The following is a 26007-nucleotide window of genomic DNA, read 5'->3' on the forward strand; positions in this document are numbered from 1 at the left end:
AGTGCCCATGGCCAGGTCCTCGGAGACGCCCGGCCGAGGAATTCCCGTGCGCAGCCGGAACAGAATCCCGTTGATCACTCTGCGGTGACACTTCCACCGCCCGCCCCGTCCGGAATTCTTCGGCAGGTGCGGTTCCAGCCGAGGCCACTCCGCCTCACTCAAGTCACCCCGCCCCACGCGGCTGAGAACGGCCTACGACCTGGGCGGTCACCACCGACCCATCAGACACGCCCTGGCGTGCCCGACGGGTCGGCACAGCCCCTGCGACTCTCCCGGCTACGCTCGCGCGGAGCGCCCCGCGGCGCGTGGCTGCGGGGCGCCTTGTGGGATGCTGCGGGGCGCCTTGTGGGATTCAGTCGACCTGCTCACCGTCGTGCGTACCGCCCTTGCAGTAGTTGCCCGGCTCATTGATCGCGGGCGTTCCGCCGCCCTGCCTGCACTCAGAAGGGGTGACGTAGGTTGGGGCACCCTGTGCGGTGGCGGCGGTGGCGGTGGCGGCGCCTGTGAGGCCGAGTCCGGCGAGGGCTGCCGTGGCGACGACGGCGGCGAGGATTCGTCGAATGCGCATTTGGTTCCCCTTTCACGGATTGCCCCGGTTGGGGCACTATTCAGCTTGATCTTGACCCATGTGGGTGGCACGTCATGTTGCGCCATTCAGGTGACAGTACTGTCGGGTGCGGAGTCGGTGACGCGACCCGTCGGACAGGCGCCAAAGCGGGTGTCGCAGGTTCGAATCCTGCCGGGGGCACCAGGCAGAAAGGCCCGGACCGATCATGGTCCGGCCCTTTCTGACGGCACCTGCGTATAGAGGTCCATCGTGATGCTGATCTGACTGTGTCCGAGGGTCTCCATGATGACCCTCGGCGCGACACCGGCCGCCGTCAGCAGCGTGGCGCAGCCAGCCGGTACCTCTGTCTTCGCCCCGTCCAGCGACGGAGGGGTTGCGGCGTCTGCTTGCCACGACTCGCGGGTCCGCTCACCGTCACCCATTCTGAGTAACAGGGCGCCCCTGACATAAGCGCGGTCATCCCGAAGCGCCGAACCAGGAACACTAAAGAGGAGAAAGTCATGCGTATACGACGACTCCTGGGCCTCGCCCTCGCCACAGCAACCCTCGCCGGCGTGAGTGCCGTCGGCGCCGCCACCGCTCAGGCAGCGACGACGTATCCGGCGATCTCGGCTGAAGAGTGCACGGCCCAGGGCGGAACGGTCAACCAGGGCGGCCCCTACCGCGGCCCCACGTGCACCTTCCCCGACGGGCACTCGGAAAGCATTAGCTGAGCGCGCCGGACCAGATGGGCGGGGCATGGTGGCCCTGACGTCATGGAGCATCGCCCCGCGTACAGACCCACCGGAGCTCTTTGCGCAGAGCGTCACGAGCGCGCACTACCCAACCTCCAGCGAGACAGCACCACTTGGACCTGGCCTCCTGCCGGCCCGCAAGCCCTCTGCAAGCTGCGGTGACGGCAATCTCTGACGGCAACGTCTGTAGAGGGTCGAGGGAAGACAGCGTCCGCAGCGTCCGTCGGGCATTGGGCCGGATAGTGCCGGTCGGTCGAGGACAACAGTGGGACGAACACCCGCCCGGTGCTTTGGGTAACGAGCAGGCCGGCTGAGCTGGGCGCACGTCTCAGAGGTCATTGCCTGATGTCAAGGAAATCCCCTGATGCGAAGGGGTCCGCGCCCCTCGGCGCGGTTGCCGCATCCTGCCACGGAACGTCGCGGTGAGTCCGCCGGGTCACGCACGCAGGAAGGTCAGTACCGCCAGCACCCTGCGGTGCGTCTCGTCGGCCGGTGGGAGGTCCAGCTTGGCGAGGATGTTGCCGATGTGCTTGCCCACCGCGGCCTCGGAGACCACCAGGTCGCGGGCGATCGCACCGTTCGACCTGCCCTGGGCCACCAGAGCGAGCACCTCGCGTTCCCTGGCGGTGAGGCGCTCCAGCGGATCGCGGCGGCGGCGCAGGAGTTGGCGTACGACCTCCGGGTCGACGACCGTGCCGCCGTCGGCGACCTCCTGCAGGGCGTCGGTGAACTCCTCGATCTGACCGACCCGGTCCTTGAGCAGATAGCCGACGCCCGAGCCGTCCCCGGAGTCGAGGAGGTCCGCGGCGTACGTACGTTGCACGTACTGGCTCAGGACCAGTACCGGCAGGGCGGGCTGCTTCTCGCGGAGCCCGACCGCCGCGTGCAGGCCCTCGTCCTGGAAGCCGGGCGGCATCCGGACATCGGTCACGACGATGTCCGGGCCGTGCTCGGCCACCGCCGCCGTGAGTGCCTCCGCGTCTCCGACGGCCGCCACCACCTCGTGGCCGAAGCGGGTGAGCAGCCCGATGAGGCCCTCGCGCAGCAGCACGCTGTCCTCGGCCAGAACTACGCGGAGCGATCGGTCCACTCGCAAGGAATCTCCACACGCAATCGGGTCGGGCCCCCGGCCGGACTGGACAGGGCAAGTCTGCCATTCAGTACGGACACCCGGTCGGCCAAGCCGGTCAGTCCGCTGCCGCCGCCGGATGTGCTCGCACCGCCCAGTCCGTCGTCGTGGATCTCCAGGAACATCCGGCCTCCGGCGTGGCCGCCGCTGACTGCGACGCGGTGCGCGCCGCTGTGTCTGGCGACGTTGGCCAGCGCCTCGCAGACCACGAAGTACGCGGCCGCCTCGACGGCTTCGGGGAATCTGCCGGGCAGTTCGAGGTCCAGGTCGACGGGGATCACGGAACGGTCGGCGGCGTCGGCGACCGCGGCCTGGAGGCCGTAGTCGGCGAGGACCTTGGGATGGATGCCGTGGATCAGCTCGCGCAGCTCCGCGAGTGCCTTGCCGGCCTCCTCGTGGGCCCTGGCCAGTTGGTCGGCCAGGGGGCCGGGCGGGGCGTCCAGACGGGCCAGCCCGAGCATCATGGTGAGCGCGACAATGCGCTGTTGGGCCCCGTCGTGCAGATCGCGTTCGATACGGCGGCGTTCCGCCTCGAAGGCGTCGACCAACCGGACCCGGGAACGGGTGAGTTCCATGACTCGGGCGTCCGGCTCGGCCGACCGGTATGTGAGCAGGAAGCGGGTCAGCTCCGACCTTGCTCCGGCCAGCAGACCCAGGAAGTAGCAGCCGAGCATCAGAGTTACGAGTCCGCCCGCCGCGGTCGCGAAGGCTTCGGGCCACGTCGTGACCGTCCACAGCTTCACCACCCGGGCCTCCGTGCCGTCCCCGTACACCTCCATCACCACGGGAGTGCTCACCACCGCCAGTGGGACGACCGTGCAGACGCCCACCGCGAGGGCGTCAAGTGGCCACAGGACCAGGGCCAGCAGCAGCGTGAACCCGAGTTCCCGCCAGGTCGCCCGCTCCCGGAACCGGCACGTCACCCAGCTCCACAGCCCCGGTTCCTCCGGCCGGCGGTGCGGGTCGGGGGCCGGGGTACGGTCCATGAGGCGGAGCCTGCGCCGCTCCAGGGCCGCGACCGGAATCCCGGTCAGAGCGAGGAGGGCGAGCAGCGGCAGCCCGATCAGTGCGAGGGAGAGCGCGCCGCCCACGGCCACGCCGATCACGATCACCACCAGGAGGACCGTGCCGGCCAGAGCACCGCTGATCAGGTAACCGGCCGACCTCCAGGGCCAGGACGTCAGCAGATAGCGGGGGGTCGGCAGGGCCTGCCACACGGTGCGAGGGCGCATGGCCTCACCGTAGGAGACGGTCTCGGGCGGGTACATCCGTACTGCCCGAGTCCCGGGGGTAGGGCCACCCCTACCCCCGGCCGTGATCGTGACGCGCGGCAGAGGGCCTGTGTCAGCGGTTGAACGACGAACCCAGCTCCGCGGCCGTCGCCACCGTGCCCAGCGTCCCGTGGCCGAATGTGAACGAGCCCTTGGCCGTCACACCGGAGGCCGTGGTCGGGAAGACCCACAGGGAGCCCGCGTGCGCGTTCTCTCCGGGGGCGCCGACGGCCAGTTCGGTGCGGCCGTCGCGGTCTGCGTCGACCAGCTTGGCGGCGCCGCCGAACTCGTCGTTCGTCTCGGCCACCCCGGAGACGTTCGCCGTGTCCTGGTTGAAGCCCACGGTGCCGGTGCCGGTGGGACCGGCTGCGGTGCCGGGGAGGACCAGGACCGAGCCCGCGTTCCTGGTCGTGCCGAGGTCCTCGTAGCGGACGCCGACGGCGATGTCGCCGTAGCCGTCACCGTTCATGTCGCCGATCGACACCGAAGCACCGAACCCGTCGGCCGATTCGGCGGCGCCCGGGACACCGGCACTGTCCTGGTTGAAGACCTTGGCCCGGTCGCCCCGCGGGCCGGTGGCGCTGCCCGGGACGTAGGTGATCATGCCGCCCTTGGCGAGCGGTGTGTCCAGGTCGCTGTCGTAGCCGTCGACCGGACGGCCCACGACGAGGTCGGCGTACTTGTCACCGTTGACCTGACCGGCCGTGATGGTCTCGCCGGCCTGGAGGCGGAAGCCATTCGACCTGTTGACGATGGTGTAGTTGTCGCTGAGGCCGGTGTCGCTGCCGTTACGGATGAGGATGCGCCGGGCGTCGTACTCGTCACCGTCGTGGACGACGCCGGCCAGATCGTCGCGGCCGTCGCCGTTGAGATCGCCCGCGGTGAGATCCATGTAGCGCAGATCGTCCATGTCGCGGATCTCCCGGACGGGAGCGGCCGCGCTGCCGTCGCGCTCGAACGGGCCGGACAGGACATGGGTGTTGCTCCTCCCGAGGGTGACGATGTCCATCGCGCCGTCGCCGTCGAAGTCGCCGACGGCGGTCCTGCCGCCGATCTCGTCGTACAGCTCGTCGCCCGTCAGGAGGGTCGCGCCTGCGGACAGCCCGTGCGCGCCGCCCCAGATGACGGTGAGCGAACCGGCGGACCCGAACGAGCCGATCTTCTCGCTCCCCGCCCCGACCACCAGGTCGCTGTACCCGTCCTTGTCGAGGTCGGCGGAGACCGTCGAGCTGCCGAACGCGTCACCGGCCTCGGCGGTGTCCGGGATTCCGGGCGAGTCCTGGGTGAAGACCTGCTTGGTGGAGGTCTGCAGACCGCTCTTGGAGCCGTACACCACACCCACGTACCCGGCTTCGGCCTTGCCGTCGACGGTGGCACCGGGCGCGGTGAAGGCCAGGTCCGGGTAGCCGTCCCCGTTGAAGTCGTCGCGTTTCGGGGCCGGGGCCGCCGCGGCCCCGGTCGGGGACGCCGAGGCCGTGGCGAAGGCCGGGGCGGGCGTCGATGCCCGGGCGGCGGGGAAGGTGATCACGGCGGTCGCCACGGTGATGGCGAGGACCACGGTGGTTCCGAGGGCACGGGATGCCACGTGGACTCCTTCGTTCAGGGATTGGGGGGTTGTCGGGTGTGCTCGGGGGTGTTTTCGGGAGTGTGCGGAGCGCCGGCACTGCACTGGCACTGTGCAGGCTCAGACCGGCGGTCGAGCCCGAGGGTTGCGTTCCCGGCCACGACCGTCACAGCTCCTCCACGCGGACGGGGGTGGAGTCCAGCAGGACCCGCGGACTCCGGCCCGATCCGATCGTCCGTCACCCGCACGGCCGGGCGACCGTGCCATAGTCGGTTCCATGAATGCAGACGAGGCGCAGCCCACCCGGCTCCTCCTGGACCGCTTCATCGCCGACGCCGGTCACGCCGTTGCCCTGGAGGCGGTCTGGGCGCACGGGTCCCTGGCGTTGGGTGACTATCAGCCGGGGCGCAGCGACCTCGACCTCGTGGCCCTCGTGGAGTCGCCGGTCACCGAGGCCCAGAGGCGACAACTCGGGTTTCTGCACCGCACATTGATCGCGGAGGTGCCGATGGCCGCGAAGCTGCACTGCTCCTATGCGGTGCGGTCGCAACTCCCGGACGTGGGCCGTGATCATGTGACCTGGGCTCAGGGCCGGTTGTTCGAGCGGCCGGTCACGGCGGTCAGCCGGCGGGAGCTGAGCACGGGCGGATTGTCACTGTTCGGACCGGAGCCTGCCGGGCTCGTTGCGAAGGTGTCCGATCAGGAGCTGACGGAATTCATCCGGGGCGACCTCAAGGGCTACTGGTATCCGGCGAGCGCCGAGCCCACCCGTTGGCTCCGCGACATCTGGGTGGACCTCGGACTGCTGACCCTCGCACGGGCATCGGTCACCCTGCGGGACGGGCGGCTCATCACCAAGGGACAGGCGCTGGAGGTGCTGGCCGAGCTGGGTGCTCCTGCCGAGGTCGTCGACGACATACGCCGCCGCCGGTACGGAGCCGAGCCGCGCCGGGCCTCGCTGCCGTGGCGTATCAGGCGGGGACACCTCGCGCGCACCTTCGTCCGGGCGGGCATCGAGCGAACGTTGTCGCAGTCGTCAGGATCCTGACGATCGACATCCGATCAAACCTGAATCGTTTCATATTCTCCCCTCATTGAAAACCTTTCCTCCCGCTACCTACCAGAAGTTCTCGCCACCTACCCATTGACTGCGCCCACAGTCCCCGTCTAGCTTCCGAGCTACCTCATTGAAACCTTTCACGGCGTGTGGACGTCCGCGTCCCACCGACGCATCCCACCGCTGAGGAGCGCCCATGAACCAGCCCGCCACGGGCCCGGCCCCGGTCACGGACCCGGTCGCCCCGGTCCTGGCACTGAAGGATGTGAGCAAGTCCTTCGGTGCCGTACGTGCCCTGCAGGACGTCTCCCTGTCCCTGTACCCCGGCGAGGTCCACGCGCTCGCCGGAGAGAACGGTGCGGGCAAATCCACTCTCATCAAGGCGTTGGCCGGGGTACACCGCCCGGACAGCGGGCAGGTGTTGCTCGACGGCAGGCCCGTCGTCTTCCACGGACCCGCCGACGCCCGCGACGCCGGGATCGCCGTCATCTACCAGGAACCGACGCTCTTCCCCGACCTGTCGATCGCGGAGAACATCTTCATGGGCCGCCAGCCCCGGCGCACCCTCGGCCGGATCGACCGCCGCGCCGTGCACGAGACCACCGCGGGGCTGATGGGCCGGCTCGGTGTCGACCTGGCGCCCGACCGGCCGGCCCGTGGGCTCTCCATCGCCGACCAGCAGATCGTCGAGATCGCCAAGGCGCTCTCCTTCGACGCCCGGGTCCTGATCATGGACGAGCCGACGGCCGCGCTCACCGGCAGCGAGACGGCCCGGCTCTTCTCCGTCGTACGGACGCTGCGCGCCGAGGGTGCGGCCGTGCTGTTCATCTCGCACCGCCTCGACGAGATCTTCGAACTGTGCGGGCGGGTCACGACGTTGCGCGACGGCCGCCGGATCTCCTGCGAGCCGTTGGCACCACTCACCGAGGACGATCTGGTGCGCCGGATGGTCGGCCGCGATCTGGACGACCTCTATCCGAAGCAGGATGCGGCGGTCGGCGAAGTCGCCCTGTCGGTCGGCAGGCTGACCCGTGAAGGCGTCTTCCGCGATGTGTCGTTCGAAGTCCGGCGCGGTGAGATCGTCGCGCTCGCCGGGCTCGTCGGCGCCGGCAGGACCGAGGTCGCCCAGGCGGTCTTCGGCGTCGACCGGGCGGACGCCGGAGAGGTGAGGGTGAACGGCACCGTGCTGCGGCCGGGGTCGCCGACCGCCGCGATGGCCGCCGGGCTCGCGCTCGTACCCGAGGACCGCCGTCAGCGCGGGCTGGTCATGGAGATGTCCATCGAACGCAACATCGGCCTCACCGGCCTCGGCGAGGTCCGCAGGGGCGGGCTCGTCCGCCGCGCCCTGGAACACGACCGGGCCGCCGACTGGGCCGTACGCCTCCAGCTCAAGTACAACCGGCTGGCCGACGCCGTCGGCGTGCTGTCCGGCGGCAATCAGCAGAAGGTCGTGCTCGCCAAGTGGCTCGCGACCGAACCGTGCGTACTCATCGTCGACGAACCGACCCGTGGCATCGATGTCGGCACCAAGGCCGAAGTGCACCGGCTGCTCTCCTCGTTGGCGGCGGAAGGGCTCGCGGTGCTGATGATCTCCTCCGATCTGCCCGAAGTGATCGGGATGGCCGACCGGGTCCTCGTCATGCGCGAGGGCCGGCTCGTCGCCGAGCTCCCGCGCGAGGGCGCCACCGAGGAGACGGTCATGGCCGCGGCGACCGGACTCGGCGAAAGGGCAGCGGCATGACCACCACCGTCGAAAGCCCTCCGGACACCGGCTCCAAGGTTCCGGCGCGCAGCGCCGCCTCGCTCGTGGACGCGGTCTTCCGCGCCCGTGAGATATCCATCGCCGGGGCGCTCGTCCTGCTGATCCTCGGCACGTACATCGCCAACCCGCGTTTCTTGTCCGACCAGGGCATCAAGGATCTGCTGCTCAACGCCTCGATCCTGGTGCTGCTCGCGGTCGGTCAGTCCGCCGTCGTCCTCACCCGCAACATCGACCTGTCGGTCGGCTCCGTCGTCGGTCTCTCCGCCTTCGCCTGCGGCAAGTTCGTCGCCGGGACGGACCACGGCGTGCTCACCGTGACACTGCTCGGCCTTTCCATCGGTGTGGTCTGCGGGCTCGTCTCCGGCGCCCTCGTGAGCTTCGGCAAGGTCCCGGCGCTCGTCGTGACGCTGGGCATGCTCTACATCATTCAGGGCGTCGACTACTGGTGGGCGCAGGGCGACCAGATCGGCGCCGCCGATGTCCCGGACCAGATCCTGGGGCTCGGCAGCGGCAGCGTCCTCGGCGTGCCGTATCTGCCGCTGATCGCCCTGATCCTGCTCGCCGCGACCGCGTACTTCCTGCGCAGCTACCGCTCCGGCCGGGAGCTGTACGCGATCGGTTCGAGCCCGGAGGCCGCCCTGCTCGCCGGGGTACCGATCCGGCGCCGGATCCTTGCCGCGTACGCCTTCTCCGGGGCCGTCGCCGGTTTCGCCGGGGCCCTGTGGCTGGCCAGGTTCGGCACGGTCGTCGCGGACAACGCGCACGGCTGGGAACTGACCGTCGTCAGCGCCGTCGTCGTCGGTGGTGTCGCCATCACCGGCGGTACGGGCACGGTCTGGGGCGCGGCACTGGGCGCCCTGCTGCTCACCACCATCGGCAGCGTCCTGGTCGTCCTGAAGGTCGACTCCTTCTGGCAGGGCGCCATCACCGGTGCGCTGCTGCTGCTGGCCATCAGTGTCGACCGGATCGTGAACCTGCGGATGACCGCCGCACTGAGGAAGAGGAGCGCCCGGCATGGGAATGGCGCCTGAGACGCAGAAAGCGGTGCCCGCCACGCAGGGGGCCGCGAGGACGAAGAAGGCCGGAGGCGGTCCGTTGCGGAGTGCGGCGCTGCGCTGGGACACCGCGGTCGGGGTGCTCCTGGTGGCGGTCTTCGTCATCGGACTCGGCACCACGGACGGCTTCGGCTCCCGCGAGAACCTCGCCTTCGCCTTCGACGACATCGCCGAAGTCGCCATCATCGCCCTGCCGATGACGCTGCTCGTCATCGCCGGTCAGGTCGATCTGTCGGTCGCCTCGATGCTGGGGCTGGGCAGTGCGCTGACCGGTGCGCTGTGGGACGCGGGCTGGGCGTTCGAGACGATCGTTCCGGTCGTGCTGCTGGTCGGCGTCGCGGGAGGGCTTCTCAACGGGTGGCTGGTCACCCGGGTGGGACTGCCGTCGCTGGCCGTCACCATCGGCACCCTGGCCCTCTACCGCGGTCTGGCGTCGGTGGCGCTCGGCAGCGACGCGGTGACCGACTTCCCGCAGAAGTACGCGGACTGGGCCGTCGACACCACCACCGTGCCGGGCACCTTCCTCACGTACCCCGTCCTGCTGTTCATCGTCCTCGCGTTGATCACCGCGATCGTGCTGCACGCCACGGGCCTGGGCCGTTCGCTGTTCGCGATCGGTGCCCAGGAGGAGGCGGCGTACTTCGCGGGTATCCGGGTCAAGCGGATCAAGCTCCTGCTGTTCGTCGTGACCGGGCTGTTCGCCTCGTTCACCGGTGTCGTCTTCACACTCCGGTACGGCAGTGCCCGCGCCGACAACGGTCTCGGCTTCGAAATGCTCGTCATCGCCTCCGTGCTGCTCGGCGGCATCGACTTCGACGGCGGAAAGGGCACGCTCTTCGGCGCGGTCGCCGGGGTGCTGCTGATCGGGGTCCTGAAGAACCTGCTGACGCTCAATGACATCGCCAACGAGGTGCAGGTGATCGTGACCGGTCTGCTGCTCGTGGCTTCCGTCCTCACACCTCGGGTGATCGCCACCGTCGTCGAACGACGACACCGGCGCGCCGCGAACGCCCAGTCCTGACCCGCCGTCTCTCTCGTACCTCTTCGAAAGGCACATCGCCGTCATGATGCTCCGCAATGCCGCCGGGCGCCGCGCCGTCGCGACCGCCGCCACCGCCGTGTCGCTCGCTCTCGCCCTCTCCGCCTGTTCCGGCACCACGAAGGACAGCGCCGACAAGGGCTCGGCAAAGGCCCGGACCACGGCGAAGGCCGACCCGGACGCGCCGCTGAAGAAGGGCCTGAAGCTCGCCTTCCTGCCCAAGCAGATCAACAACCCGTACGAGAAGATCGTCGACGACGCGGGCATCGCGGCCGCCGAGGAGTACGGCGGTACGGGCAAGGAGGTCGGCCCGTCCGACGCCAGCGCCTCCTCACAGGTCAGTTACATCAACACGCTGATCCAACAGCGCCAGGACGCGATCCTGGTCGCGGCCAACGACCCCAACGCGGTGTGCGGCCCGCTGAAGCAGGCCATGAAGAAGGACATCAAGGTCGTCGCGTACGACTCCGACACCGCGAAGGACTGCCGCCAGCTCTTCATCAACCAGGCGAGCTCCGAGGAGATCGGCCGCAGCCTGGTCCAGCACCTCGGTGAGCAGATCGGCTACAAGGGCAGGATCGCGATCCTCTCGGCCACTCAGAACGCCACGAACCAGAACACCTGGATCGAGTTCATGAAAGACGAGCTGAAGCTGCCCAGGTACAAGAACATGCAGCTGGTGAAGGTGGCGTACGGGGACGACGCGGACCAGAAGTCGTTCCAGCAGACGCAGGGACTGATGCAGGCGTACCCGGACCTCAAGGGCATCATCTCGCCCACCACCGTCGGCATCGCTGCAGCCGCCCGCTACCTGAGCGACTCCTCGTACAAGGGCAAGGTCGTGCTGAACGGCCTGGGCACGCCGAACCAGATGCGCAAATACGTCAAGGACGGCACCGTCGAGCAGTTCTCGCTGTGGAACCCGCAGGAGCTCGGTTACCTCGGTTCGTACGCCGCCGCCGCGCTGGCGTCGGGGCAGATCAGCGGCGCGGAGGGCGAGAAGTTCAAGGCGGGCAGGCTCGGTGAGTACACGATCGGCAAGGACGGCGAGGTCATCCTCGGTGAGCCGACCGTCTTCGACAGGAAGAACATCGACAAGTTCAACTTCTGATCGAGCACAGAGGTCCACACCATGCAGCGCGTCTGCTTTCTGCTCAACGTACGCAAGGACCGTATCGACGAGTACCGCGAGCGCCATGCCGCTGTCTGGCCGGAGATGCTCGCCGCGCTGTCCGCGGCAGGCTGGCACAACTACTCGCTCTTCCTGCGCGAGGACGGGCTGCTCGTCGGCTATCTGGAGACGGCGGACTTCGACGCGGCGCGCGAGGCGATGGCAGCGACCGACGTCAACGAGCGGTGGCAGCGGGACATGGCGGACTTCTTCGAGCAGCCGGCGGCGGCGGACGAGGCGATGGTCCCGCTGGGCGAGGTATTCCACCTCGCGTGATGCGCGGGCGGGCCGGCCCCTTCACGGTGGGAGGGGCCGGCCCGTCGTCCTATCCGGCGGCCACGGCCAGCAGCGCGGACGCGGCGAGGGACAGGGCCGTCCGGATCCGGTGGAGGTTGTTCCAGCGGGACTCGAACGCCTCGCGGGCCGCGCTGTCATCGCCGCCCTCGGACGCCGCGAGCGCGTTGTTCAGCGGGATGTTCCCGGTGATCGTGATCAGGTGGCTGCCGGTCGCGCAGACCAGCGCCGCCACTGCGAGCGCCCGGTCCGCGCCGTCGCCGGCTCCCACGACCACGGCGGCCGGGAAGGCGATCACACCGACGAAGAGGACCAGGAAGGCCGGTCCGGGCACCTTCTCGTTGAAGCGGCGCATCGCGGCCGTGAACCGCTCGTCCGGCAGTGCCGCGATGCCGGGCATGATCGCGATCAGGAACGTCAGCAGGAAGCCGGCGTAGAGGCCGGTCGTGATCACGGCGAGCGCCGGCAACAGGGAAGACATGGTGCACATCATGGCGTCGGCGGACGGGCCGCACAGCCGACTTTCGTATGCCGGTGCGGCCCGATTCCTCCCCGGTCAGTCCATCTCGCCTTCCGGTGCGCCCCCGGACCCGTTGTCGCCCCCGCCGCCCTTGAGCCGGTCGGCCTGTCCGATCGCGGTCGCCAGTTTCCGTACTGAGGCGTCCTCGGTCCCCGAAGCCAACTTGTCCGCCCGTGAGGCGAGTTCACCGAGTCCGGGCGCGCCCGGCAGCTGACCTCCGCGCAACGCCTCGGCGAAGTAGGCGGCGACCGCCGTCACTTGAAGCCGCTTGCTGTCGCCGCCCCACAGCGGACCGTCGATCGCATTCGTCTCGACCGCCCCCGTCTGCTCGTGCGGGGCCCGGGTCCTGGGATCCAGCCAGCGCACGGTCGCGGTCGCCACATGCCCCGAGGCGCCGTCCCGGAGGTGTACGGCGTAGAGCGCCGTCACCGTGTGGCCGGGGCCGACCTCGCCGCCGTCGACGCGGTCGTTGCGGAAGTCCTCGTCGGCGACCTTCCGGTCCTCGTAACCGATCAGCTTGAACTGCTCGACGGTCTCCGGGTCGAAGGCGACCTGGGCCTTGGCTTCGCGCGCCGTCAGTTCGAGGTGTGCGGGCAGCTGGTCGACGAAGACCTTTCGGGCCTGGGTCTCGTCGGCGATGTACGTGGTGTGGCCGTCGCCCTTGTTGGTGAGCTGTTCCATCAGCGCGTCGCCGTAGTCGCTGCCGACGCCGACGCCGAAGAGTGTGATGCCGTACTCGCGGCGGGCGGAGTCGATGCGTTCGAGGATGGCTTCGGCGTCGGTCTCCCCGGTGTTGGCGAGGGCGTCGGAGAGCAGGACGACCCGGTTGTTGGCGCCCTTGAGGAGGCCGTCGACGGCCTCGCCGTACCCGCGCCGGATGCCTGCCTCCACGTTGGTGGAGTCGGTGGGTTCCATGGAGTCGACCTTGTCGCGGATCTTGCCGCGGTGGTCCCGCAGCCGGGTCATCGGCAGCAGAGTCTTCGCCTCGTCGCTGAAGGTGACCAGGGAGATCGAGTCGTCGTCGCGGAGTTCGTCGGTGAGGATGCCCAGGGACTTCTTCACCAGGTCGAGGCGGCCCGGTTCGGCCATCGAGCCGGAGATGTCGACGACGAAGGTGAGTGCGGCGGGCGGGCGTTCGTCACGGTCGGGGGCGGCCCGGGTGGCCAGGCCGACCCGTACCAGCGACCAGCCGTCGGCCCGCGTACGGGCGCCGTCGACGTTCACGGTGAAGCCGTTGCCGGCCGGGCGACGGTAGCCCTGGCGGAAGCTGTTGACGAACTCCTCGGGCCGCACGGTGGCCGGCTCCGGCAGGTTGCCGTCGGCGAGGGTGCGGCGCGCATACCCGTACGAGGCGGTGTCGACGTCCAGGGCGAAGGTGGACAGGTAGTCGGGTGGCGCGGACTCCCGCAGCCCGTCCTGCTTCTTCGAGCCGTCCGCGCCTTTCGCGCCGTCACTGTCGGCCGCACCGCCCGACGCGGCGGGCGCGGGGGCGGGGGCGCCCCGGCGGTCGGCGGAGGAGTACTCCCTTCCGCCGGATGCCCCCGAGCACCCGGTGAGCAGCACCCCGCCCGCCAGCAGCACACCGAATGCCCCTCGCCATGTCCGTACGTACTTCCCTGTCCGGCGTTCCATGCCCTGCCCCCAACGTCGTCGTGTCAGCACTTGTGAATGTGACGTGCGAGACGGTGCCGAGGAGCAGACGAAGACGTTGCGGATGAATCTCGATGCGGCAACGGAGGCCGGGAAATCGGCGGAAAGTCAAGCTCAGGACACGATGTCCTTACGACTGAACCCCCGGAAGGCGAAAGCGAACAGGATCAGGGCATACGTCACCGAGATCGCCGCGCCCTTCGCCATGCCGCCCCATTCCAGATCGGGCTGGAGCGCGTCCGCCCAGGCGAACTGCCAGTGCGCCGGCAGGAATTCGCGCCAGGACCCGAGTGCGGTGACGGCGTCCAGCACATTGCCGACGATGGTCAGCCCGACCGCCCCGCCGACCGCGCCCAGCGGGGCGTCGGTCTTCGTCGACAGCCAGAACGCCAGCCCGGCGGTGACCAGTTGGGAGACGAAGATGAACGCGACGACGAGCGCCAGCCGCGGCACGGTCTCCGAGGTCGCCAGCGCCCCGCCGGTGGGGAGTTCGAGCGGCCCCCAGCCGTACGCGGCGGCTCCCGCGGCCAGCGCGACGAGCGGCAGCAGCACCATCGCGGCCAGACTGAAGCCGAGCGCCACGACGAGCTTGCTCCACAGCAGCCTGGCCCGTGGCACGGGCGCCGCCAGCAGATAGCGCAGCGAGGACCAGCTGGCCTCGGAGGCGACGGTGTCCCCGCAGAACAGCGCCACCGGGACGACGAGCAGGAACCCTGCGGACACGAACAGGCATGTCGCGGCGAAGTTCGCGGCGGACGCGGTCGCGGTGTCCATCAGGGTCAGCCGGTCGCCACCGCCCCGGGAGGAAGGCGTGCCGCCGATCGCGAACGCGGCGATCAGGATGAACGGCAGCGCCGCCAGCACCCCGCCCATGAGCAGGGTGCGGCGCCTGCGCAGCTGACGCACCGCCTCGACGCGCAGCGGCAGGGTGTGCCGGGCACGGTAGCCGGGGGCCTCGGCGGCCTCTGTGACATCGACTGCGGCACTCATGCGGAGCCTCCGGAGATCAGGGTGAGGAACGCGTCCTCCAGGCGGCGGTGCGGCCCGACACCGGTCAACGGCATGTCCAGCCGCACCAGTTCGGCGATCAGCTCGGACGAGGTGGCGCCGTCGAGCCGTACGAGCAGTCCGCGGCCGTCGTCCGTACGGACGGCCGAGCCGATCCCCGGCAGTGCGGCGACCTTCCCCGCAAGGGGTTCGGCCACGTCCTGCGCGCTGGTGACGAGCAGCATGTCGCCGGAACCGGTGATCTCGGCGACCGGGCCCGCCTGGACGAGCCGGCCGCGGTCCATGACCACGAGGTGGGTGCAGGACTGTTCGACCTCGGAGAGGAGGTGGCTGGAGACGATGACGGTCCGGCCCCCGGCCGCGTACCGGATCATCACGTCGCGCATCTCGCGGATCTGGGGCGGGTCGAGTCCATTGGTCGGTTCGTCGAGGATGAGCAGGTCCGGCATCCCGAGCATGGCCTGGGCGATGGCGAGCCGTTGCCGCATGCCTTGCGAGTACGTACGGACGGCGCGGGCCAGCGCGTCACCTAGCCCGGCGATCTCCAGGGCCTCCTCGATGTACGCGTCCTCGGCGGGCCGCCCTGTGGCCTGCCAGTACAGCTCCAGGTTGGCTCGGCCGGACAGGTGCGGCAGGAAGCCGGCTCCTTCGACGAACGAGCCGACGCGGGACAGCACGGGCGCTCCCGGCCGGATGGCCTGCCCGAAGACGCGGATCTCGCCGTCGTCTGGCGTGATGAGCCCCATCAGCATGCGCAGGGTGGTGGTCTTGCCCGCTCCGTTGGGTCCGAGGAGGCCGAGCACCTGCCCCTTCTCGACCCGGAAGGTCAGTTCCTTCACGGCGTACCTGTCGGCGGACTTGGCGTACTTCTTCGACAGGCCGGTGATCTGGAGAGGCACCCCGGCGAGCGCCGGATCGGGTGCGGGGGTCGCGGTGCGGCGGCGGGCGGTGAGCAGCAGCAGGGCGGCGATCACGACGGCGGCGGCCGGGAGCCCCCAGGTCCACCAGGGCAGGGTGGCCGCTGCGGTCTTCAGGGCCGGGGCGGTGGGGACGGTCAGCGGGCCGGCGGCGGTCACCTTGTACGTCGTCGGCTCGGCCGGTGAGGCGTAGCCGAGGTCGGTGGCGGAGAGGACCAGGCGGAGCCGGTGTCCTGCGTCGAATTGGTGGTCGATGGCGGGGAGCGTCAGCTGCACGCCCTTGCCCTGCTGGGACTGCGGGATCCGGAAGGGTGCGACCAGCTGGGAGGGCAGCACCTGCTGCTTGCCGTCCGGCGACACGTCGTACACCTTCCCGAACAGCACGGCGTCGCCCCGTTCCGCATCGGCGACGACCCGCACGGTCGGTGAGCCGGTGACGCGCAGGGACTTGTCCAGCGGGGCCGAGTCGAAGCGGGCGTACTGCCCCGGGAAGTCGATCGAGAGGCCGACGCCGAGGGACGACAGCTGGGAGAGACCGCCGCCGACGCCGGGAACGGCCGAGATGGCGGGCGGGTTGGCGCCGGCCGGGTTACGGAACGTCTGCGTCCGACGCCCGAGGTCGATCGTTTCTCCTCCGCTGCTCAGCCCCGGATAGGTATCGCTGCTCGCCCCGCGCGTGAGGGCGGCCCCGTCGGTGGAGTCGATACCTCCGGTCCGGGTGACGCGGAAGCCGGGCCCGGTGCCGGCGCCCTTGTCGCCCTTCAGATACCGGTCGAACCATCCGCCGATCCGCTGCTGCACCCGGTCGGTCTCCAGGTCACCGCCGTCGTGCCCACCGGCGATCCAGTCGACGGCGACCGGCGCGCCGTTGCCGCTTATCGCCTCGGCCATGGCGTCGGCCTGGCCGAGCGGGAAGAGGGAGTCGGACTGCCCCTGCACGATGAGCGCGGGCACCTTGATGCGGTCGGCGACGGCGCTCGGGGAACGCTCGGCCAGCAGCGCTCGCGCGGCGGCGTCCGGCTTCCCGCTGACGGCGACCCGTTCGTACATGTCGCAGAGCTGCTTCTCGAACTTCTGGCAGCCGCCACCGGTGGTGACGAAGATTCCGGCCCAGAGCTTCTTAAAAACCCCGTCGGGGAAGAGGGCGTCGGCCAGGTTCCAGTAGGTGATCTGCGGTGCGATGGCATCGACGCGCTTGTCGTACCCGGCGGCGAGGAGCGAGACGGCTCCGCCGTAGGAGGCCCCGGTGAGCCCGACCCGGGGGTCGCCCTTGGCGTCGAGCTCCACCTCGGGCCGGTCCGCCAGCCAGTCGATCAGCCGGGACACATCCTTGACCTCGCGGTCGGGGGCGTTGAGTGCGATCTCCCCGCCCGACTTCCCGAACCCGCGGGCGGACCAGGTCAGCACGGCGTACCCGGCACCGGCCAGCTGTTCGGCCTGCGCCCGTACATCGTTCTTGCTGCCGCCGAATCCGTGCCCGATCAGCACGGCGGGCCTGCGCTGCGTGCCCCCGGTGGTGAAGTACGAGGTGTCGATGGACACGCCGTCCACGCGCATCATCCGGTCCTGGCGGTGCACGGCGGGCCCGCCGTCGTCGGCAGTTGCGGTCCAGGTGCCCGCACCGGCCAGCACGACGAGCGCCGCGAGGCCCGCGGCCCACCGGCCGCGTTTACGGGGCAGCAGTCGCCGCCACCGGGACGTACGCGCAATAGGGGTCTCCATGGTTCACGACCCTAAGCCGACAGTCGCCGTGCGCAGGCAGCCGCCAGGGGGAACTCTCCGGCCTTCTTGCGGCGTACGGCACTCCCCCGCCGTACTCCATGCGCGGTATGCCGCGCCGTTCGGGCGGGCGCGTTCGACACGGCCGCGCAATCGGATCGCGGGAGCTCTCGTGGGCTGGCACCCTGCCGACATGAATCACGCAGAGGTACTGCTCATCGGCGGGCGCGCGGGCGTAGGAAAGTCGACCGTGGCCTGGGAGGTTTCGGCGCAACTGCGGGCCGTCGAGGCGGCGCACGCGGTCGTGGAGGGCGATCTGATGGGCCAGGTCCATCCGGCGCCGGAGGGCGATCCGCACCGCGCGGGGATCACCGAGCGCAATCTGACGGCGGTCTGGTCCAACTTCGCGGAACTCGGCTACCGGCGCCTGATCTACACGAACACGGTGAGCGTGCTGCCCCAGTCGGCGGTGATGTTCGAGCGTGCGATGGGTGCGGACGTACGGATCGTCCGCATCCTGCTCACCGCCTCCGATGCCACGACGTACGGCCGGCTCTCGGGACGCGAGATCGGCTCGGAGCTGGACCGTGAGGTGGCGAACAGTGTCCGCAAGGCCCGTCTCCTGGACGAGCATTCACCGGCGGACACGGTCCGGGTGGCGACGGACGGGCGGAAGGTGACGGACATCGCGCGCGAGGTGGTGGCCGTCACGGGGTGGGGGGACCCGGTGGGCCCGGCCGTCCGGCCGGGCCCACCGTGGTCCTGAGTGACTCACATGGTGTTGACGATGAGGCCGATGTGGGTGAAGTAGTTGAGCCCGCCGAAGAGCAGGAACGCCAGTCCGGCCAGGCCCCAGACGACTCCGATGACCGGAGCCATCCACCTCTTGGGCCTGTGCAGCGCGAACGGGAACAGGAGCGCGCCGATGCCCACGAGGACGTACAGCCCGGACATGAAGCTCGCTTCCACCATCGGCCACTTCGCGAATTCTCCGGAGATGGGTTCCTCGGGCGGCGCGGTGAAGAGGGTGTACTTCCAGCCCGCGGCGGCGATCCCGAAGCAGGCGAGCCCGAGGCCGAACACGAAGACGGAGATGGGCGAGGCGACGCGGGCCGTGCGGACGATGCGGTCGGCGCTGTTGAGTTCGGCGCCGCGTTTCCAGAGGTAGAAGGACGCGGCCAGCAGAAGGACACCGAAGGCGAGTGCCGGCTCGCCGAAGATGACGTTGTCGAACGGGAAGCCCTGTCCGGCGAGCGGCCAGGTCAGGGTCATGTGGAGGCCGGTGGTGACAAGAGTGAAGCCGATGGCCCCGAACGCCAGCACCCAGCCGTCGGGGGTGATGATGCGCCCGGGCGCGAGGAGCTGACGCCCCAACGCCACCACGAGCAACAGCCCGGCGCCGGCGGCCACCGCCATGATCGTGTTGTACGTCGGCATCCTGGCCCAGTCGATCTTCAGGCCGGATGCCGCCAGGGGGATGGCATGGTGGGTCATGCGCGGAGCGTAACGCCAGGTATATCCCTTATAGGGCATTAACTCTTTTGCCCGGGTGACGGGTCAGGCTGTAGCCCCCGCCGGGAGGGCGGCGTCGGCCGACGGGTACGGGGACTCCCGCGGCAGGAGTTCCGCCGCGTCGTCGAGCCGCCCGGCCCGCACCAGTTCGTGGATCTGCCGGGCGAGCGGGGTGACGTCACGGATCGACACCGTCCACTCGTCCGCGTATCGCCGCGCCGCTTCACCGGAGAGCCCGAGCTGGAGGGAACGGCAGGGAAGCCGGTCCAGGCGGAGGTCGCGCTCGGGGTCCCACTGGACACGGGCCGGGCTCCGGCGCAGGTTGCGCTGCCACGTGGCGCGATCGGAGTGAACTCCCCTTGCGTAATGCGAGAGTTCGGAGTTCGCCAGGGCCCAGTCGAAGCCCTCACGGGTGATCTCGACGGCCAGGACGGTCTCCTGGCCCTCCTTCGTGGCCCAGCCGCAGCGGTACATCATCCACAGGAAGCTCGGCTTGATCCATGTCATGCGGTCGCGCTTCCAGACTTCCGGGAAGCGCCCGTCGCGCACGGCCGGAAGACCGATGAACGGGGCGTACGCCTGGTAGACGGTGACGGTCGTATCCGTGTACTGGGCGCGGATCTCGTGCTGTGGCCTGGTCGGGGCGGTCATGGCCTCATCACAGCACCGGTTCGACCGGCGCGGCGAGCGAGTTTCGGGTGCGTCGGAGCCCCCGGCCTCCTTCGAGCGGTGAGCAGCCGCTGTCACCGGCAGGGGCTGACATTCGTCATACGGACCTCGGTACACGCGGCTCTGCCGGGCACCGGGCTTTGGCGGCCAGTCTGTACGTATCGAGAGCGGGGCCGCGAAGGTGCCTGCCGATACGGGAGAGGAACCCGTCATGACCAGCCCGGCCGCCACAGCCACCGCCCCTGTCGCAGATGCTCCGGTCGCCGCCGCCCCGTTCGCTCCGCGCAAGGCTCTGCTGGACAGCGTGATGCCGCTGCTCGTGGATGTGGGGGTGCCGCTCGTCTCGTACTACGCGTTGAAGGCGGCGGGCATGGGTACCTTCGCCGCGCTGGCCTGGAGCAGCGTGGTGCCGGCCGTGCGCACCGTGTGGGGTGTCGTCCAAAAGCGCCGGCTCAACGGGCTGGCGGCTCTGATGGTGACGGTCAACGTGGTCGGGCTGCTGACGAGTCTGGTGGTCGGTGACCCGCGGCTGATGCTCGCCAAGGACAGCGGGGTGAGCAGCATCATCGGGATCGTCATTCTGGTGACCGCACTGAAGGGGCAGCCGATGATGAGCGCGGGGGTGCGGCCGTGGCTGACCAAGGGCGATGCGGCCAAGGACACCGCCTGGCAGCGGCTCTCGGATCGGTCGGCGGCGTTCCGGCGGGCGGAGATGCGGTTCTCGGCGGTGTGGGGTGCGGCGCTGCTGGGTGAGTGCGTGGTGCGGACCGTGGGGGCGTACACCGTGCCGGTCGAGACGATGGTGTGGCTCGGCACAGTGATCATGATCGCGACGATGGTGTTCGCGTTCCTTCTCTCGGGGCGGGTGGGCGCCGTTCCGATGGAACGGATGATCGCCGAGGCGGTCGGCGCCGAGAGGACCGCGGCCGGTACGCGTTGACACGGTGAGGCCGGAAAAGGGGAGCTGCTTTCGCGGCTCCCCTTTTCGGCTGGGGCGGGCGGGCCCTGACACGCCCCGCGAGCCGGTGCAGCCCCTTCGAGCATTACCTGAGAGGTAATTGAGCCGGCCCCGTGCCGGTCATTACCGTCCCCGTATGGGCATGCGTTCCACAGAAGACGACGGAGTCCTGGGGCTGCTCCTGCGCGACCTGCGGCGCCAGAAATCGCTCAGCAAGCAGGTGCTTGCCGAGCGGGCCGGCTTTTCCCTGAACCATCTGAGGAGAATCGAGGCCTGCGAGCAGACGCCCGACGCCGAGACGGTTCTCCACATCGCCCAGGCGCTCGGGCTGCCGCCCGCGCACCGTCAGCAGCTCGTTGCCCGTGCGACCGCGGCGGGAAGGCTGCGCTGGTACGACAGTGACCCCCCGTTGCCGGCCGACGTCCGCCCGGTTCTGGAGAAGGTGCTGACCGGTCATGAACCGTATCCGGCCATGGTCACCGACAGCTGCTGGAACATCGTGGCTCTCAACCACACGATGGAAATGCTGATGAGCGATGTCGCCGGCCATCTCCTGGCGCCCGCCAATTTTCTCCGCATCATTCTGCACCCGGAGGGGCTGGCGCCACATCTGACCAATCTCCCCCAGGTGAGGTACCACGTCATACGAATGCTCCGGCGATGGAGCGCAATCACCGGGGACGGCCGACTGCGGGAATTGGAAGCGTCCATAGCGGGCCTTCTATCGGCGCAGGATGCCGAATTGGCCAAATCCGAGGAAGCCGAATTCGCCTTGTCCGGGGAGGCGGACCGTCTGCTTCTGCCCGTCGAGCTGTACCGGGAGGGGCATCTGCTGACCTTCTTCCACATCGTCACCTCGTTCGGCGAGCGCCCCGGCACCCTCTTCTCCGATCTTCCATCCGGTCCGCTGAGCGGCATCGCGCTCGAATCGTTCCTGCCGGCGAATACCGAGACCCGGGTCCTTCTCGGTTCGCCCGCCCCGGTGTTCCCCGATGCCGGGAGCACCTCCGGACCCACCCGGCACACACCTCCAGGCCAGCAGCACTTCAACGAAAGGAAGACCTCATGATGTCGTCCCAGAACGCTGGTACGGTCCCGGCGACGGCCGCCGCCCGTTCCGACAGCCTTCTCCGATTCGCCCTCGTGGCGGACGTGGTCCTCACCGGTGCGAACGGCATCGGGTACCTCGCACTCGCCACGGTCCTGGACTCGTTCCTCGGCGTGCGTCTCTCGGTGCAGTACCCGGTGGGCGTGTTCCTCACCGTGTACGCCCTGTGGGTACTGGTCGTCTCCCGCCAGGAGAACATCAGCCGCGGCGCGGTATCCGTCATCATCACCCTGAACGTGGCCTGGGCCGTGGCCAGCGTCGCGGCGGTCGCCGTGGACGCGCTGACCGCGACGGGGATCGGCAACGGCTGGATCGTCTTCCAGGGCCTGGTCGTGGCGGCCATGGGCGCACTCCAGTACGTGGGCCTGCGGCGCATGTAAGTACGCGCCGGGCAGGCTCGGCCCGGGGGCCGGCACACCATCAGCGGGACGTCAGGGCCATGTCAGGCCCCTCTGGCAGACTCTTAAATGTGAACGGGACGGGAAACCGGACCGGAAACACGGAGAGGTGCCCGGAGTGGTTTATCGGGGACCGAGCGCAAGCAAGGTCGGGCCCTCAACGGTCCACGCAGGTTCGAATCCTGCCCTCTCCGCAGCACGCAGCAATGGATCCGGCCCTGCACTCCATCAGGAGCAGGGCCGGATCTGTCTTACTTCCCGCTGCGCGGCGGCAGACCGCATTACCCGTCTATTCTCGTGGGGCGTGCAGGATGACTTCCAGTGTCACAGCAGACAGCATCGACTTCGACAACACGCTCCGCGCCGTGGCGGAGTTCAGCGACAATCCCAGCGCATTCCTGGCCCTCAGCAGCGGTAATTCCCGCTTCGCGCTGCCGGGGGTCCCCGGAGTGATCGTGTACCGGACCTCCGGGCCGTATCTGGTGCAGTTCGGCGGCCCCCTGTCTCCCCCGGACGCCGCGGGCCGGCTGCTGAAGGGATTTCTGGAGTTCGCCGCGGCCCAGGAGCGTCTGGTCGTGTCGGTCCAGCTCCAGCGGGCGGAGACAGGTCTGTACGCCGAACACGGCTTCACCGTGAACCAGGTGGGTGCGTCATACGCCATCGACCTGGCCGATTTCAGCCTGCGCGGCACGCGCTTCATGCAGCTGCGGAACAAGATCGCCCGCTCGTTCCGGGCCGGTCTCACCGTGACGGAGAGTCCGCTGGCGGACTGCGCGGAGGCGGTGGCGGAGGTCGACCGTGCGTGGCTGGGCAGCAAGGGCGAGCACGCCAAGCCGCTGGAGTTCCTGGTGGGCGAGCTCGGCGGCGAAGCGCAGGCGCTGCGCCGGCTCTTCGTGGGCCGGATCGACGGCAAGCCCGTCGGCTACATCTCCTACTCGCCCGCCCACGGCAGCCGCAGCGGCTGGCTGCACGATCTCAGCCGCCGCCTTCCGGACAAGGTGCCGGGCATCATGGAGGCCATCAACCGGACGGCCATCGACACCTTCGTCGCCGAGGGGGCCGACTGGCTGCACTTCGGCTTCACACCGTTCACCGGGCTCGCCGAGGAATACGAAGTGCCCGGCGCCAGCAGGGGTTTCGCCTGGTTCATGCGGTGGCTGCTGGCCAACGGCGCCGCCGTGTACCCGGCTCAGACACAGCTGGCGTACAAGCAGAAGTGGGCACCGCTGGTGCTGCCGGAGTACGTGGCCTTCCAGGGCGAGGCCCGGCTGAGCGGGCTTCTCCACATCTTCAAGGCGGCCAACGCCATTTGAGGACGCGCCGCACCTCTCCGGTGCGGCCCGCCGTCCATTCGTGACGTACGGAGTACGGAAACCGATCCGTTCCGAGACCCGGGGAGCTTGTCATGGGACCGACACCGGAGCAGCTGGAGGCCGCCGAAGGCCAGCTGCTGAACTCGTTCTTCGGCCTGGCCGGTGACCCGGACAGCGCTTCCGCCGCCGCGGCGGCGGACCTGGCGCTGGCGGAGCTGGACGCCCTGCTGGATACGGTGCCCGAGGAGGCCACCGCCTGACGGTTGTCCCTCGCCGTACGGAAGACCCCCGGGCCCGCAGGCCCGGGGGTCTTCCGCGCTGTGCGGGCGCCGGCCCGGTCGCTCAGTCCTGCAGGGGCAGGCCGTCGACCAGCACGATCTCGTCCGGAAGACGTCCGGCGGGCCTGCGTCCGGCCAGCCAGTCGGCGATGGCCCGGGGGTCGAGGCGCGGCCTGCCGGACTCGGCCGAGGCCACCACCGGGCGGGGATCGTCCGCGTACTCGGGGCGTACAGCCTGCACGGCGTACCGGCCGGTGCCACGCAGCAGGTCCTCCTCGGCCACGGTGGCCCGGAAACCGTTCGCGGTCAGCAGGTCCCGCACGAGCTGCACCCGGCCTTCGGTCGGGGTGCCCTTCTCGTCGTGGACCTCCATGCTGATCTGCTGGATCAAGGGCCAGTGACGGCCTTCGACACCCCGCAGGACATCCAGCTCGGCGCGCTGCACATCGATCTTCAGCAGATCGACGCGCGACACTCCGGTCTCCTCGATCACATCGGACAGCGGCCGCAGCCGGCAGTGCCGCTCGGTGAGTTCGAAGTCCTTGGCGACCAGGGCCTCCACCTGGGCCAGATGGTCGTCCCGGCCCTCGGCACCGGTCTCCCGGGTGTTCGCGACGTACTGCTTGATCAGATCGACCTCGTTGTCCAGGTCCGCGTAGTCACTGCGGCACGACATGATCGAGATGCCCGGGTAGAAGTTGAAGACGATCTCCTGCTCCCGGTCGGACAGTCCGAAGGGGAGCAGCCGCGCGGACACTCCGTGCCGCTCGACGTTGCGGCGCAGCACATCGAAGACATCGGGCACCGGCTCGTACGCGAAGACACTGGCCGAGGGGCAGCGGGCCCCGACGAAGAGGCTGAACATTCCGATGTTCGCGCCCACGTCGAAGACGACCGCGTCCTCGCGCAGAGTGATTCCTCCCTGTAAGTAGGATTCGGCGGAGAATATCTCGTCGTAGAGAAAACGTGTCTCGTGCGGATTGATCTCGGCGAGTTCGCTCAGCGGCCCGGCGGGCGACAGGTCATTCGCATTGTCCCAGCCCTGGACACGGGCAATCAGTCGGCCCGCGGACGTGTGGTCCAGTCGCACACGGGCGACTCCGGGGTATCGCAGAATAAGATCGCGCACTTCGTCGAGTTCCGTCTTCGGCACATCCGGCGAAGGGGACCGGTCGGGCTTCGTCACGAGAAATTCCTCCGTCATCGACAATCGCTTCCGAGGTGCGTGGGGGTGAGGCGGGGAGCGGCGCGCCGGGACTGTGGGTCAGGACGCGACCGCGGAACCGGCCAGCGGGGTACGTGCCACCACGAGCCGTTCGGCGCCCCCGAGCGCCGGGTCCTGGTTGAGGATCGCCATCATGCAGCTCTTGACGCTCGGCGAGGGTTCCATCCCGAACTCCTCGACCAGACGGCTGCGCAGCTGGTTGTAGGTCTGTATGGCCTCGGCCTGACGGCCGAGACGGTAGAGGCACACCATCAGCAGCTCGAACAGCCGCTCCCGCCAGGGGGCGAGGTAGGCGAGCATCTTCAACTCGCTGACGGCCTGGGCGTATCCGTCGATCGCGATGTCGAGCTGTATCCGCGTCTCCACGGCCGAGAGCCGGTTCTCCTCGAACTGCGCGGCGGCGCTCTGGCAGATCGGGCCGCCTGCGACCCCTTCCAGCGGCGCACCGTGCCAGAGCGACAGGGCCCGGTCGAACAGCTTCCTCGCGCCCGCCGGATCGTTACGCATCGAGGCGCGCGCCTGCTTCGTCAGGGACCCGAAGAGATGCACGTCCACTTCGAGCGGGTCGACGTCCAGCACATAGCTCGACGGGCGGGTGATCAGCCGCCGGCAGACGAACTCGTCACCGAGCTCGGCGCGGAGCACTTTTCGCAGCCGGGCCACTTGGGCCTGCAAGGCGTTTCCGGGCTGACTCGGTATTCCTTCCTCCCATAGCTCCTCGAAGAACTGATCCTTGGTCACCGGCTCCCCCGCCTTCAGGAGCAGCAGCGCGAGCAGCGTGCACTGACGCGCACCCCGTAAAGCGGTCAGGCCGGTTCCATTTGTTATTCCCACTGAGCCAAGAACCCTGAATGTCACGAATCCCCCCGTGTCCAATCATCCGTTGACCGTCGGGAAGGGCCGCAACTCGTTGAATGTTTATCGAGCACGCCCCTCGCTCAGCCAACTGTGCAGCACGGCAATTGGCAAAGTCCATTACCCATCCAGTAATTGACGTCTCACCGGGGGCGTGATAAAACCCATTCTCTGCGGAGAATGCAAAAAAATAACCAAGAATACCTGGGCGCCGGCCGGTGCGGCTGAGGGCC

Annotated in this window: 25 protein-coding genes, 2 tRNA genes and 1 pseudogene; 15 read left to right on the plus strand and 13 right to left on the minus strand. The window is 69.3% G+C overall.

Annotated elements, in window-relative coordinates:
* Positions 1-36 precede the first annotated feature (36 nt).
* Both ACFVYE_RS28780 and ACFVYE_RS28785 read right to left on the minus strand, forming a co-directional pair.
* Positions 37-177: pseudogene (locus tag ACFVYE_RS28780) on the minus strand (transposase); the annotation flags it as partial.
* 175 nt (positions 178-352) lie between these two features.
* A complete protein-coding gene (locus tag ACFVYE_RS28785; RefSeq protein WP_389607653.1) occupies positions 353-568 on the minus strand; it encodes a hypothetical protein in 216 nt (71 codons plus the stop codon).
* 107 nt (positions 569-675) lie between these two features.
* Between ACFVYE_RS28785 and ACFVYE_RS28790 the strand changes: the two genes are divergently transcribed.
* Together ACFVYE_RS28790 and ACFVYE_RS28795 are read left to right on the plus strand one after the other, a co-directional pair.
* Positions 676-751 (plus strand) — tRNA-OTHER (locus tag ACFVYE_RS28790).
* Between the two features lie 317 nt (positions 752-1068).
* A complete protein-coding gene (locus tag ACFVYE_RS28795) occupies positions 1069-1281 on the plus strand; it encodes a hypothetical protein (protein ID WP_383963410.1) in 213 nt (70 codons plus the stop codon).
* 457 nt (positions 1282-1738) lie between these two features.
* Here ACFVYE_RS28795 and ACFVYE_RS28800 read toward each other — a convergent pair whose 3' ends face one another.
* The 3 genes from ACFVYE_RS28800 to ACFVYE_RS28810 form a co-directional block, all read right to left on the minus strand.
* Positions 1739-2398, minus strand: a complete 660-nt coding sequence (locus ACFVYE_RS28800; RefSeq protein ID WP_389607654.1) for a response regulator — start codon at positions 2396-2398, stop codon at positions 1739-1741.
* The gene (locus ACFVYE_RS28805; RefSeq protein WP_383963404.1) at positions 2371-3663 is read right to left on the minus strand and encodes a sensor histidine kinase; all 1293 of its coding nucleotides are present in this window, start codon (positions 3661-3663) and stop codon (positions 2371-2373) included. Before ACFVYE_RS28805 ends, ACFVYE_RS28800 begins: the two co-directional genes overlap by 28 nt.
* A 112-nt stretch (positions 3664-3775) precedes the next feature.
* Positions 3776-5287, minus strand: coding sequence for an FG-GAP and VCBS repeat-containing protein (locus ACFVYE_RS28810; protein WP_383963401.1), 1512 nt, complete (start codon positions 5285-5287; stop codon positions 3776-3778).
* A gap of 256 nt (positions 5288-5543) precedes the next feature.
* Between ACFVYE_RS28810 and ACFVYE_RS28815 the strand changes: the two genes are divergently transcribed.
* The 6 genes from ACFVYE_RS28815 to ACFVYE_RS28840 all read left to right on the plus strand — a co-directional run bounded on the left by ACFVYE_RS28815 (position 5544) and on the right by ACFVYE_RS28840 (position 11626).
* Positions 5544-6314, plus strand: coding sequence for a nucleotidyltransferase domain-containing protein (locus ACFVYE_RS28815; protein ID WP_383963398.1), 771 nt, complete (start codon positions 5544-5546; stop codon positions 6312-6314).
* Positions 6315-6519: 205 nt separating this feature from the next.
* Positions 6520-8064, plus strand: coding sequence for a sugar ABC transporter ATP-binding protein (locus ACFVYE_RS28820; RefSeq protein ID WP_383963395.1), 1545 nt, complete (start codon positions 6520-6522; stop codon positions 8062-8064).
* Positions 8061-9116 carry an ABC transporter permease gene (locus tag ACFVYE_RS28825; RefSeq protein WP_383963394.1) on the plus strand — a complete coding sequence of 352 codons (1056 nt, stop codon included), beginning with the start codon at positions 8061-8063 and terminating at the stop codon, positions 9114-9116. The genes ACFVYE_RS28820 and ACFVYE_RS28825 overlap by 4 nt, the downstream gene beginning before the upstream one ends.
* The gene (locus tag ACFVYE_RS28830) at positions 9100-10161 is read left to right on the plus strand and encodes an ABC transporter permease (RefSeq protein WP_383963391.1); all 1062 of its coding nucleotides are present in this window, start codon (positions 9100-9102) and stop codon (positions 10159-10161) included. The genes ACFVYE_RS28825 and ACFVYE_RS28830 overlap by 17 nt, the downstream gene beginning before the upstream one ends.
* 43 nt (positions 10162-10204) lie before the next feature.
* The gene (gene rhaS, locus ACFVYE_RS28835; RefSeq protein WP_383963389.1) at positions 10205-11290 is read left to right on the plus strand and encodes a rhamnose ABC transporter substrate-binding protein; all 1086 of its coding nucleotides are present in this window, start codon (positions 10205-10207) and stop codon (positions 11288-11290) included.
* 21 nt (positions 11291-11311) lie between these two features.
* Positions 11312-11626 (plus strand): L-rhamnose mutarotase, encoded by a 315-nt coding sequence (locus ACFVYE_RS28840; RefSeq protein WP_383963386.1) that lies wholly within the window; start codon positions 11312-11314, stop codon positions 11624-11626.
* 49 nt (positions 11627-11675) lie between these two features.
* On the opposite strand, the gene ACFVYE_RS28845 is transcribed toward ACFVYE_RS28840, so the two are convergent.
* From ACFVYE_RS28845 to ACFVYE_RS28860, 4 genes are all read right to left on the minus strand, one after another.
* Positions 11676-12125 (minus strand): DUF1772 domain-containing protein, encoded by a 450-nt coding sequence (locus tag ACFVYE_RS28845; protein ID WP_383963383.1) that lies wholly within the window; start codon positions 12123-12125, stop codon positions 11676-11678.
* 75 nt (positions 12126-12200) lie between these two features.
* Positions 12201-13796 (minus strand): von Willebrand factor type A domain-containing protein, encoded by a 1596-nt coding sequence (locus ACFVYE_RS28850; RefSeq protein WP_383963380.1) that lies wholly within the window; start codon positions 13794-13796, stop codon positions 12201-12203.
* A 132-nt stretch (positions 13797-13928) separates the two neighbouring features.
* Positions 13929-14804 carry an ABC transporter permease gene (locus ACFVYE_RS28855; RefSeq protein ID WP_383963377.1) on the minus strand — a complete coding sequence of 292 codons (876 nt, stop codon included), beginning with the start codon at positions 14802-14804 and terminating at the stop codon, positions 13929-13931.
* On the minus strand, positions 14801-17461 hold the full coding sequence (locus ACFVYE_RS28860) for an alpha/beta fold hydrolase (RefSeq protein WP_389607655.1): 2661 nt from the start codon (positions 17459-17461) through the stop codon (positions 14801-14803). The genes ACFVYE_RS28855 and ACFVYE_RS28860 overlap by 4 nt, the downstream gene beginning before the upstream one ends.
* A 190-nt stretch (positions 17462-17651) precedes the next feature.
* Between ACFVYE_RS28860 and ACFVYE_RS28865 the strand changes: the two genes are divergently transcribed.
* Positions 17652-18224 (plus strand): hypothetical protein, encoded by a 573-nt coding sequence (locus ACFVYE_RS28865; protein ID WP_383963370.1) that lies wholly within the window; start codon positions 17652-17654, stop codon positions 18222-18224.
* Positions 18225-18229: 5 nt separating this feature from the next.
* Here the strand turns inward: ACFVYE_RS28865 and ACFVYE_RS28870 are convergent, their stop codons facing one another.
* Positions 18230-18952 (minus strand): DUF981 domain-containing protein, encoded by a 723-nt coding sequence (locus ACFVYE_RS28870; RefSeq protein WP_383963368.1) that lies wholly within the window; start codon positions 18950-18952, stop codon positions 18230-18232.
* A gap of 63 nt (positions 18953-19015) precedes the next feature.
* The gene (locus ACFVYE_RS28875) at positions 19016-19621 is read right to left on the minus strand and encodes a DUF4291 domain-containing protein (RefSeq protein ID WP_389607656.1); all 606 of its coding nucleotides are present in this window, start codon (positions 19619-19621) and stop codon (positions 19016-19018) included.
* 229 nt (positions 19622-19850) lie between these two features.
* Here ACFVYE_RS28875 and ACFVYE_RS28880 point away from each other — a divergent pair, with 229 nt between their 5' ends.
* The 6 genes from ACFVYE_RS28880 to ACFVYE_RS28905 all read left to right on the plus strand — a co-directional run bounded on the left by ACFVYE_RS28880 (position 19851) and on the right by ACFVYE_RS28905 (position 23676).
* The gene (locus ACFVYE_RS28880) at positions 19851-20579 is read left to right on the plus strand and encodes a VC0807 family protein (RefSeq protein WP_383963362.1); all 729 of its coding nucleotides are present in this window, start codon (positions 19851-19853) and stop codon (positions 20577-20579) included.
* Positions 20580-20739: 160 nt separating this feature from the next.
* Positions 20740-21666: a helix-turn-helix domain-containing protein gene (locus ACFVYE_RS28885; RefSeq protein WP_383963359.1), complete on the plus strand. Its 927-nt coding sequence runs from the start codon at positions 20740-20742 to the stop codon at positions 21664-21666.
* Positions 21663-22085, plus strand: coding sequence for a hypothetical protein (locus ACFVYE_RS28890; protein WP_383963356.1), 423 nt, complete (start codon positions 21663-21665; stop codon positions 22083-22085). Before ACFVYE_RS28885 ends, ACFVYE_RS28890 begins: the two co-directional genes overlap by 4 nt.
* A gap of 121 nt (positions 22086-22206) precedes the next feature.
* Positions 22207-22297, plus strand: a tRNA-OTHER gene (locus ACFVYE_RS28895).
* 117 nt (positions 22298-22414) lie between these two features.
* Positions 22415-23416: a DUF2156 domain-containing protein gene (locus ACFVYE_RS28900; protein ID WP_389607657.1), complete on the plus strand. Its 1002-nt coding sequence runs from the start codon at positions 22415-22417 to the stop codon at positions 23414-23416.
* Between the two features lie 92 nt (positions 23417-23508).
* Positions 23509-23676: an ABC transporter ATP-binding protein gene (locus tag ACFVYE_RS28905; RefSeq protein WP_383963350.1), complete on the plus strand. Its 168-nt coding sequence runs from the start codon at positions 23509-23511 to the stop codon at positions 23674-23676.
* A gap of 82 nt (positions 23677-23758) precedes the next feature.
* On the opposite strand, the gene ACFVYE_RS28910 is transcribed toward ACFVYE_RS28905, so the two are convergent.
* Together ACFVYE_RS28910 and ACFVYE_RS28915 are read right to left on the minus strand one after the other, a co-directional pair.
* Positions 23759-24880: an FkbM family methyltransferase gene (locus tag ACFVYE_RS28910; protein WP_389607658.1), complete on the minus strand. Its 1122-nt coding sequence runs from the start codon at positions 24878-24880 to the stop codon at positions 23759-23761.
* 78 nt (positions 24881-24958) lie between these two features.
* Positions 24959-25777, minus strand: coding sequence for a BTAD domain-containing putative transcriptional regulator (locus ACFVYE_RS28915; RefSeq protein ID WP_389607659.1), 819 nt, complete (start codon positions 25775-25777; stop codon positions 24959-24961).
* Between the last annotated feature and the right edge of the window lie 230 nt (positions 25778-26007).

Source organism: Streptomyces sp. NPDC058239, assembly GCF_042882185.1.
Taxonomy (GTDB): Bacteria; Actinomycetota; Actinomycetes; order Streptomycetales; family Streptomycetaceae; genus Streptomyces.

What these genes read in the sequence shown, in the direction of transcription:
- ACFVYE_RS28900 (WP_389607657.1), top strand. Translation starts at nt 22,415, where the DNA reads ATGACTTCCAGTGTCACAGCAGACAGCATCGACTTCGACAACACGCTC.
- ACFVYE_RS28905 (WP_383963350.1), top strand. Translation starts at nt 23,509, where the DNA reads ATGGGACCGACACCGGAGCAGCTGGAGGCCGCCGAAGGCCAGCTGCTG.
- ACFVYE_RS28865 (WP_383963370.1), top strand. Translation starts at nt 17,652, where the DNA reads ATGAATCACGCAGAGGTACTGCTCATCGGCGGGCGCGCGGGCGTAGGA.
- ACFVYE_RS28830 (WP_383963391.1), top strand. Translation starts at nt 9,100, where the DNA reads ATGGGAATGGCGCCTGAGACGCAGAAAGCGGTGCCCGCCACGCAGGGG.
- ACFVYE_RS28860 (WP_389607655.1), bottom strand. Translation starts at nt 17,461, where the DNA reads ATGGAGACCCCTATTGCGCGTACGTCCCGGTGGCGGCGACTGCTGCCC.
- ACFVYE_RS28845 (WP_383963383.1), bottom strand. Translation starts at nt 12,125, where the DNA reads ATGTCTTCCCTGTTGCCGGCGCTCGCCGTGATCACGACCGGCCTCTAC.
- ACFVYE_RS28850 (WP_383963380.1), bottom strand. Translation starts at nt 13,796, where the DNA reads ATGGAACGCCGGACAGGGAAGTACGTACGGACATGGCGAGGGGCATTC.
- ACFVYE_RS28795 (WP_383963410.1), top strand. Translation starts at nt 1,069, where the DNA reads ATGCGTATACGACGACTCCTGGGCCTCGCCCTCGCCACAGCAACCCTC.
- ACFVYE_RS28820 (WP_383963395.1), top strand. Translation starts at nt 6,520, where the DNA reads ATGAACCAGCCCGCCACGGGCCCGGCCCCGGTCACGGACCCGGTCGCC.
- ACFVYE_RS28870 (WP_383963368.1), bottom strand. Translation starts at nt 18,952, where the DNA reads ATGACCCACCATGCCATCCCCCTGGCGGCATCCGGCCTGAAGATCGAC.
- ACFVYE_RS28885 (WP_383963359.1), top strand. Translation starts at nt 20,740, where the DNA reads ATGCGTTCCACAGAAGACGACGGAGTCCTGGGGCTGCTCCTGCGCGAC.
- ACFVYE_RS28855 (WP_383963377.1), bottom strand. Translation starts at nt 14,804, where the DNA reads ATGAGTGCCGCAGTCGATGTCACAGAGGCCGCCGAGGCCCCCGGCTAC.
- ACFVYE_RS28785 (WP_389607653.1), bottom strand. Translation starts at nt 568, where the DNA reads ATGCGCATTCGACGAATCCTCGCCGCCGTCGTCGCCACGGCAGCCCTC.
- ACFVYE_RS28805 (WP_383963404.1), bottom strand. Translation starts at nt 3,663, where the DNA reads ATGCGCCCTCGCACCGTGTGGCAGGCCCTGCCGACCCCCCGCTATCTG.
- rhaS (WP_383963389.1), top strand. Translation starts at nt 10,205, where the DNA reads ATGATGCTCCGCAATGCCGCCGGGCGCCGCGCCGTCGCGACCGCCGCC.
- ACFVYE_RS28875 (WP_389607656.1), bottom strand. Translation starts at nt 19,621, where the DNA reads ATGACCGCCCCGACCAGGCCACAGCACGAGATCCGCGCCCAGTACACG.
- ACFVYE_RS28890 (WP_383963356.1), top strand. Translation starts at nt 21,663, where the DNA reads ATGATGTCGTCCCAGAACGCTGGTACGGTCCCGGCGACGGCCGCCGCC.
- ACFVYE_RS28815 (WP_383963398.1), top strand. Translation starts at nt 5,544, where the DNA reads ATGAATGCAGACGAGGCGCAGCCCACCCGGCTCCTCCTGGACCGCTTC.
- ACFVYE_RS28840 (WP_383963386.1), top strand. Translation starts at nt 11,312, where the DNA reads ATGCAGCGCGTCTGCTTTCTGCTCAACGTACGCAAGGACCGTATCGAC.
- ACFVYE_RS28880 (WP_383963362.1), top strand. Translation starts at nt 19,851, where the DNA reads ATGACCAGCCCGGCCGCCACAGCCACCGCCCCTGTCGCAGATGCTCCG.
- ACFVYE_RS28825 (WP_383963394.1), top strand. Translation starts at nt 8,061, where the DNA reads ATGACCACCACCGTCGAAAGCCCTCCGGACACCGGCTCCAAGGTTCCG.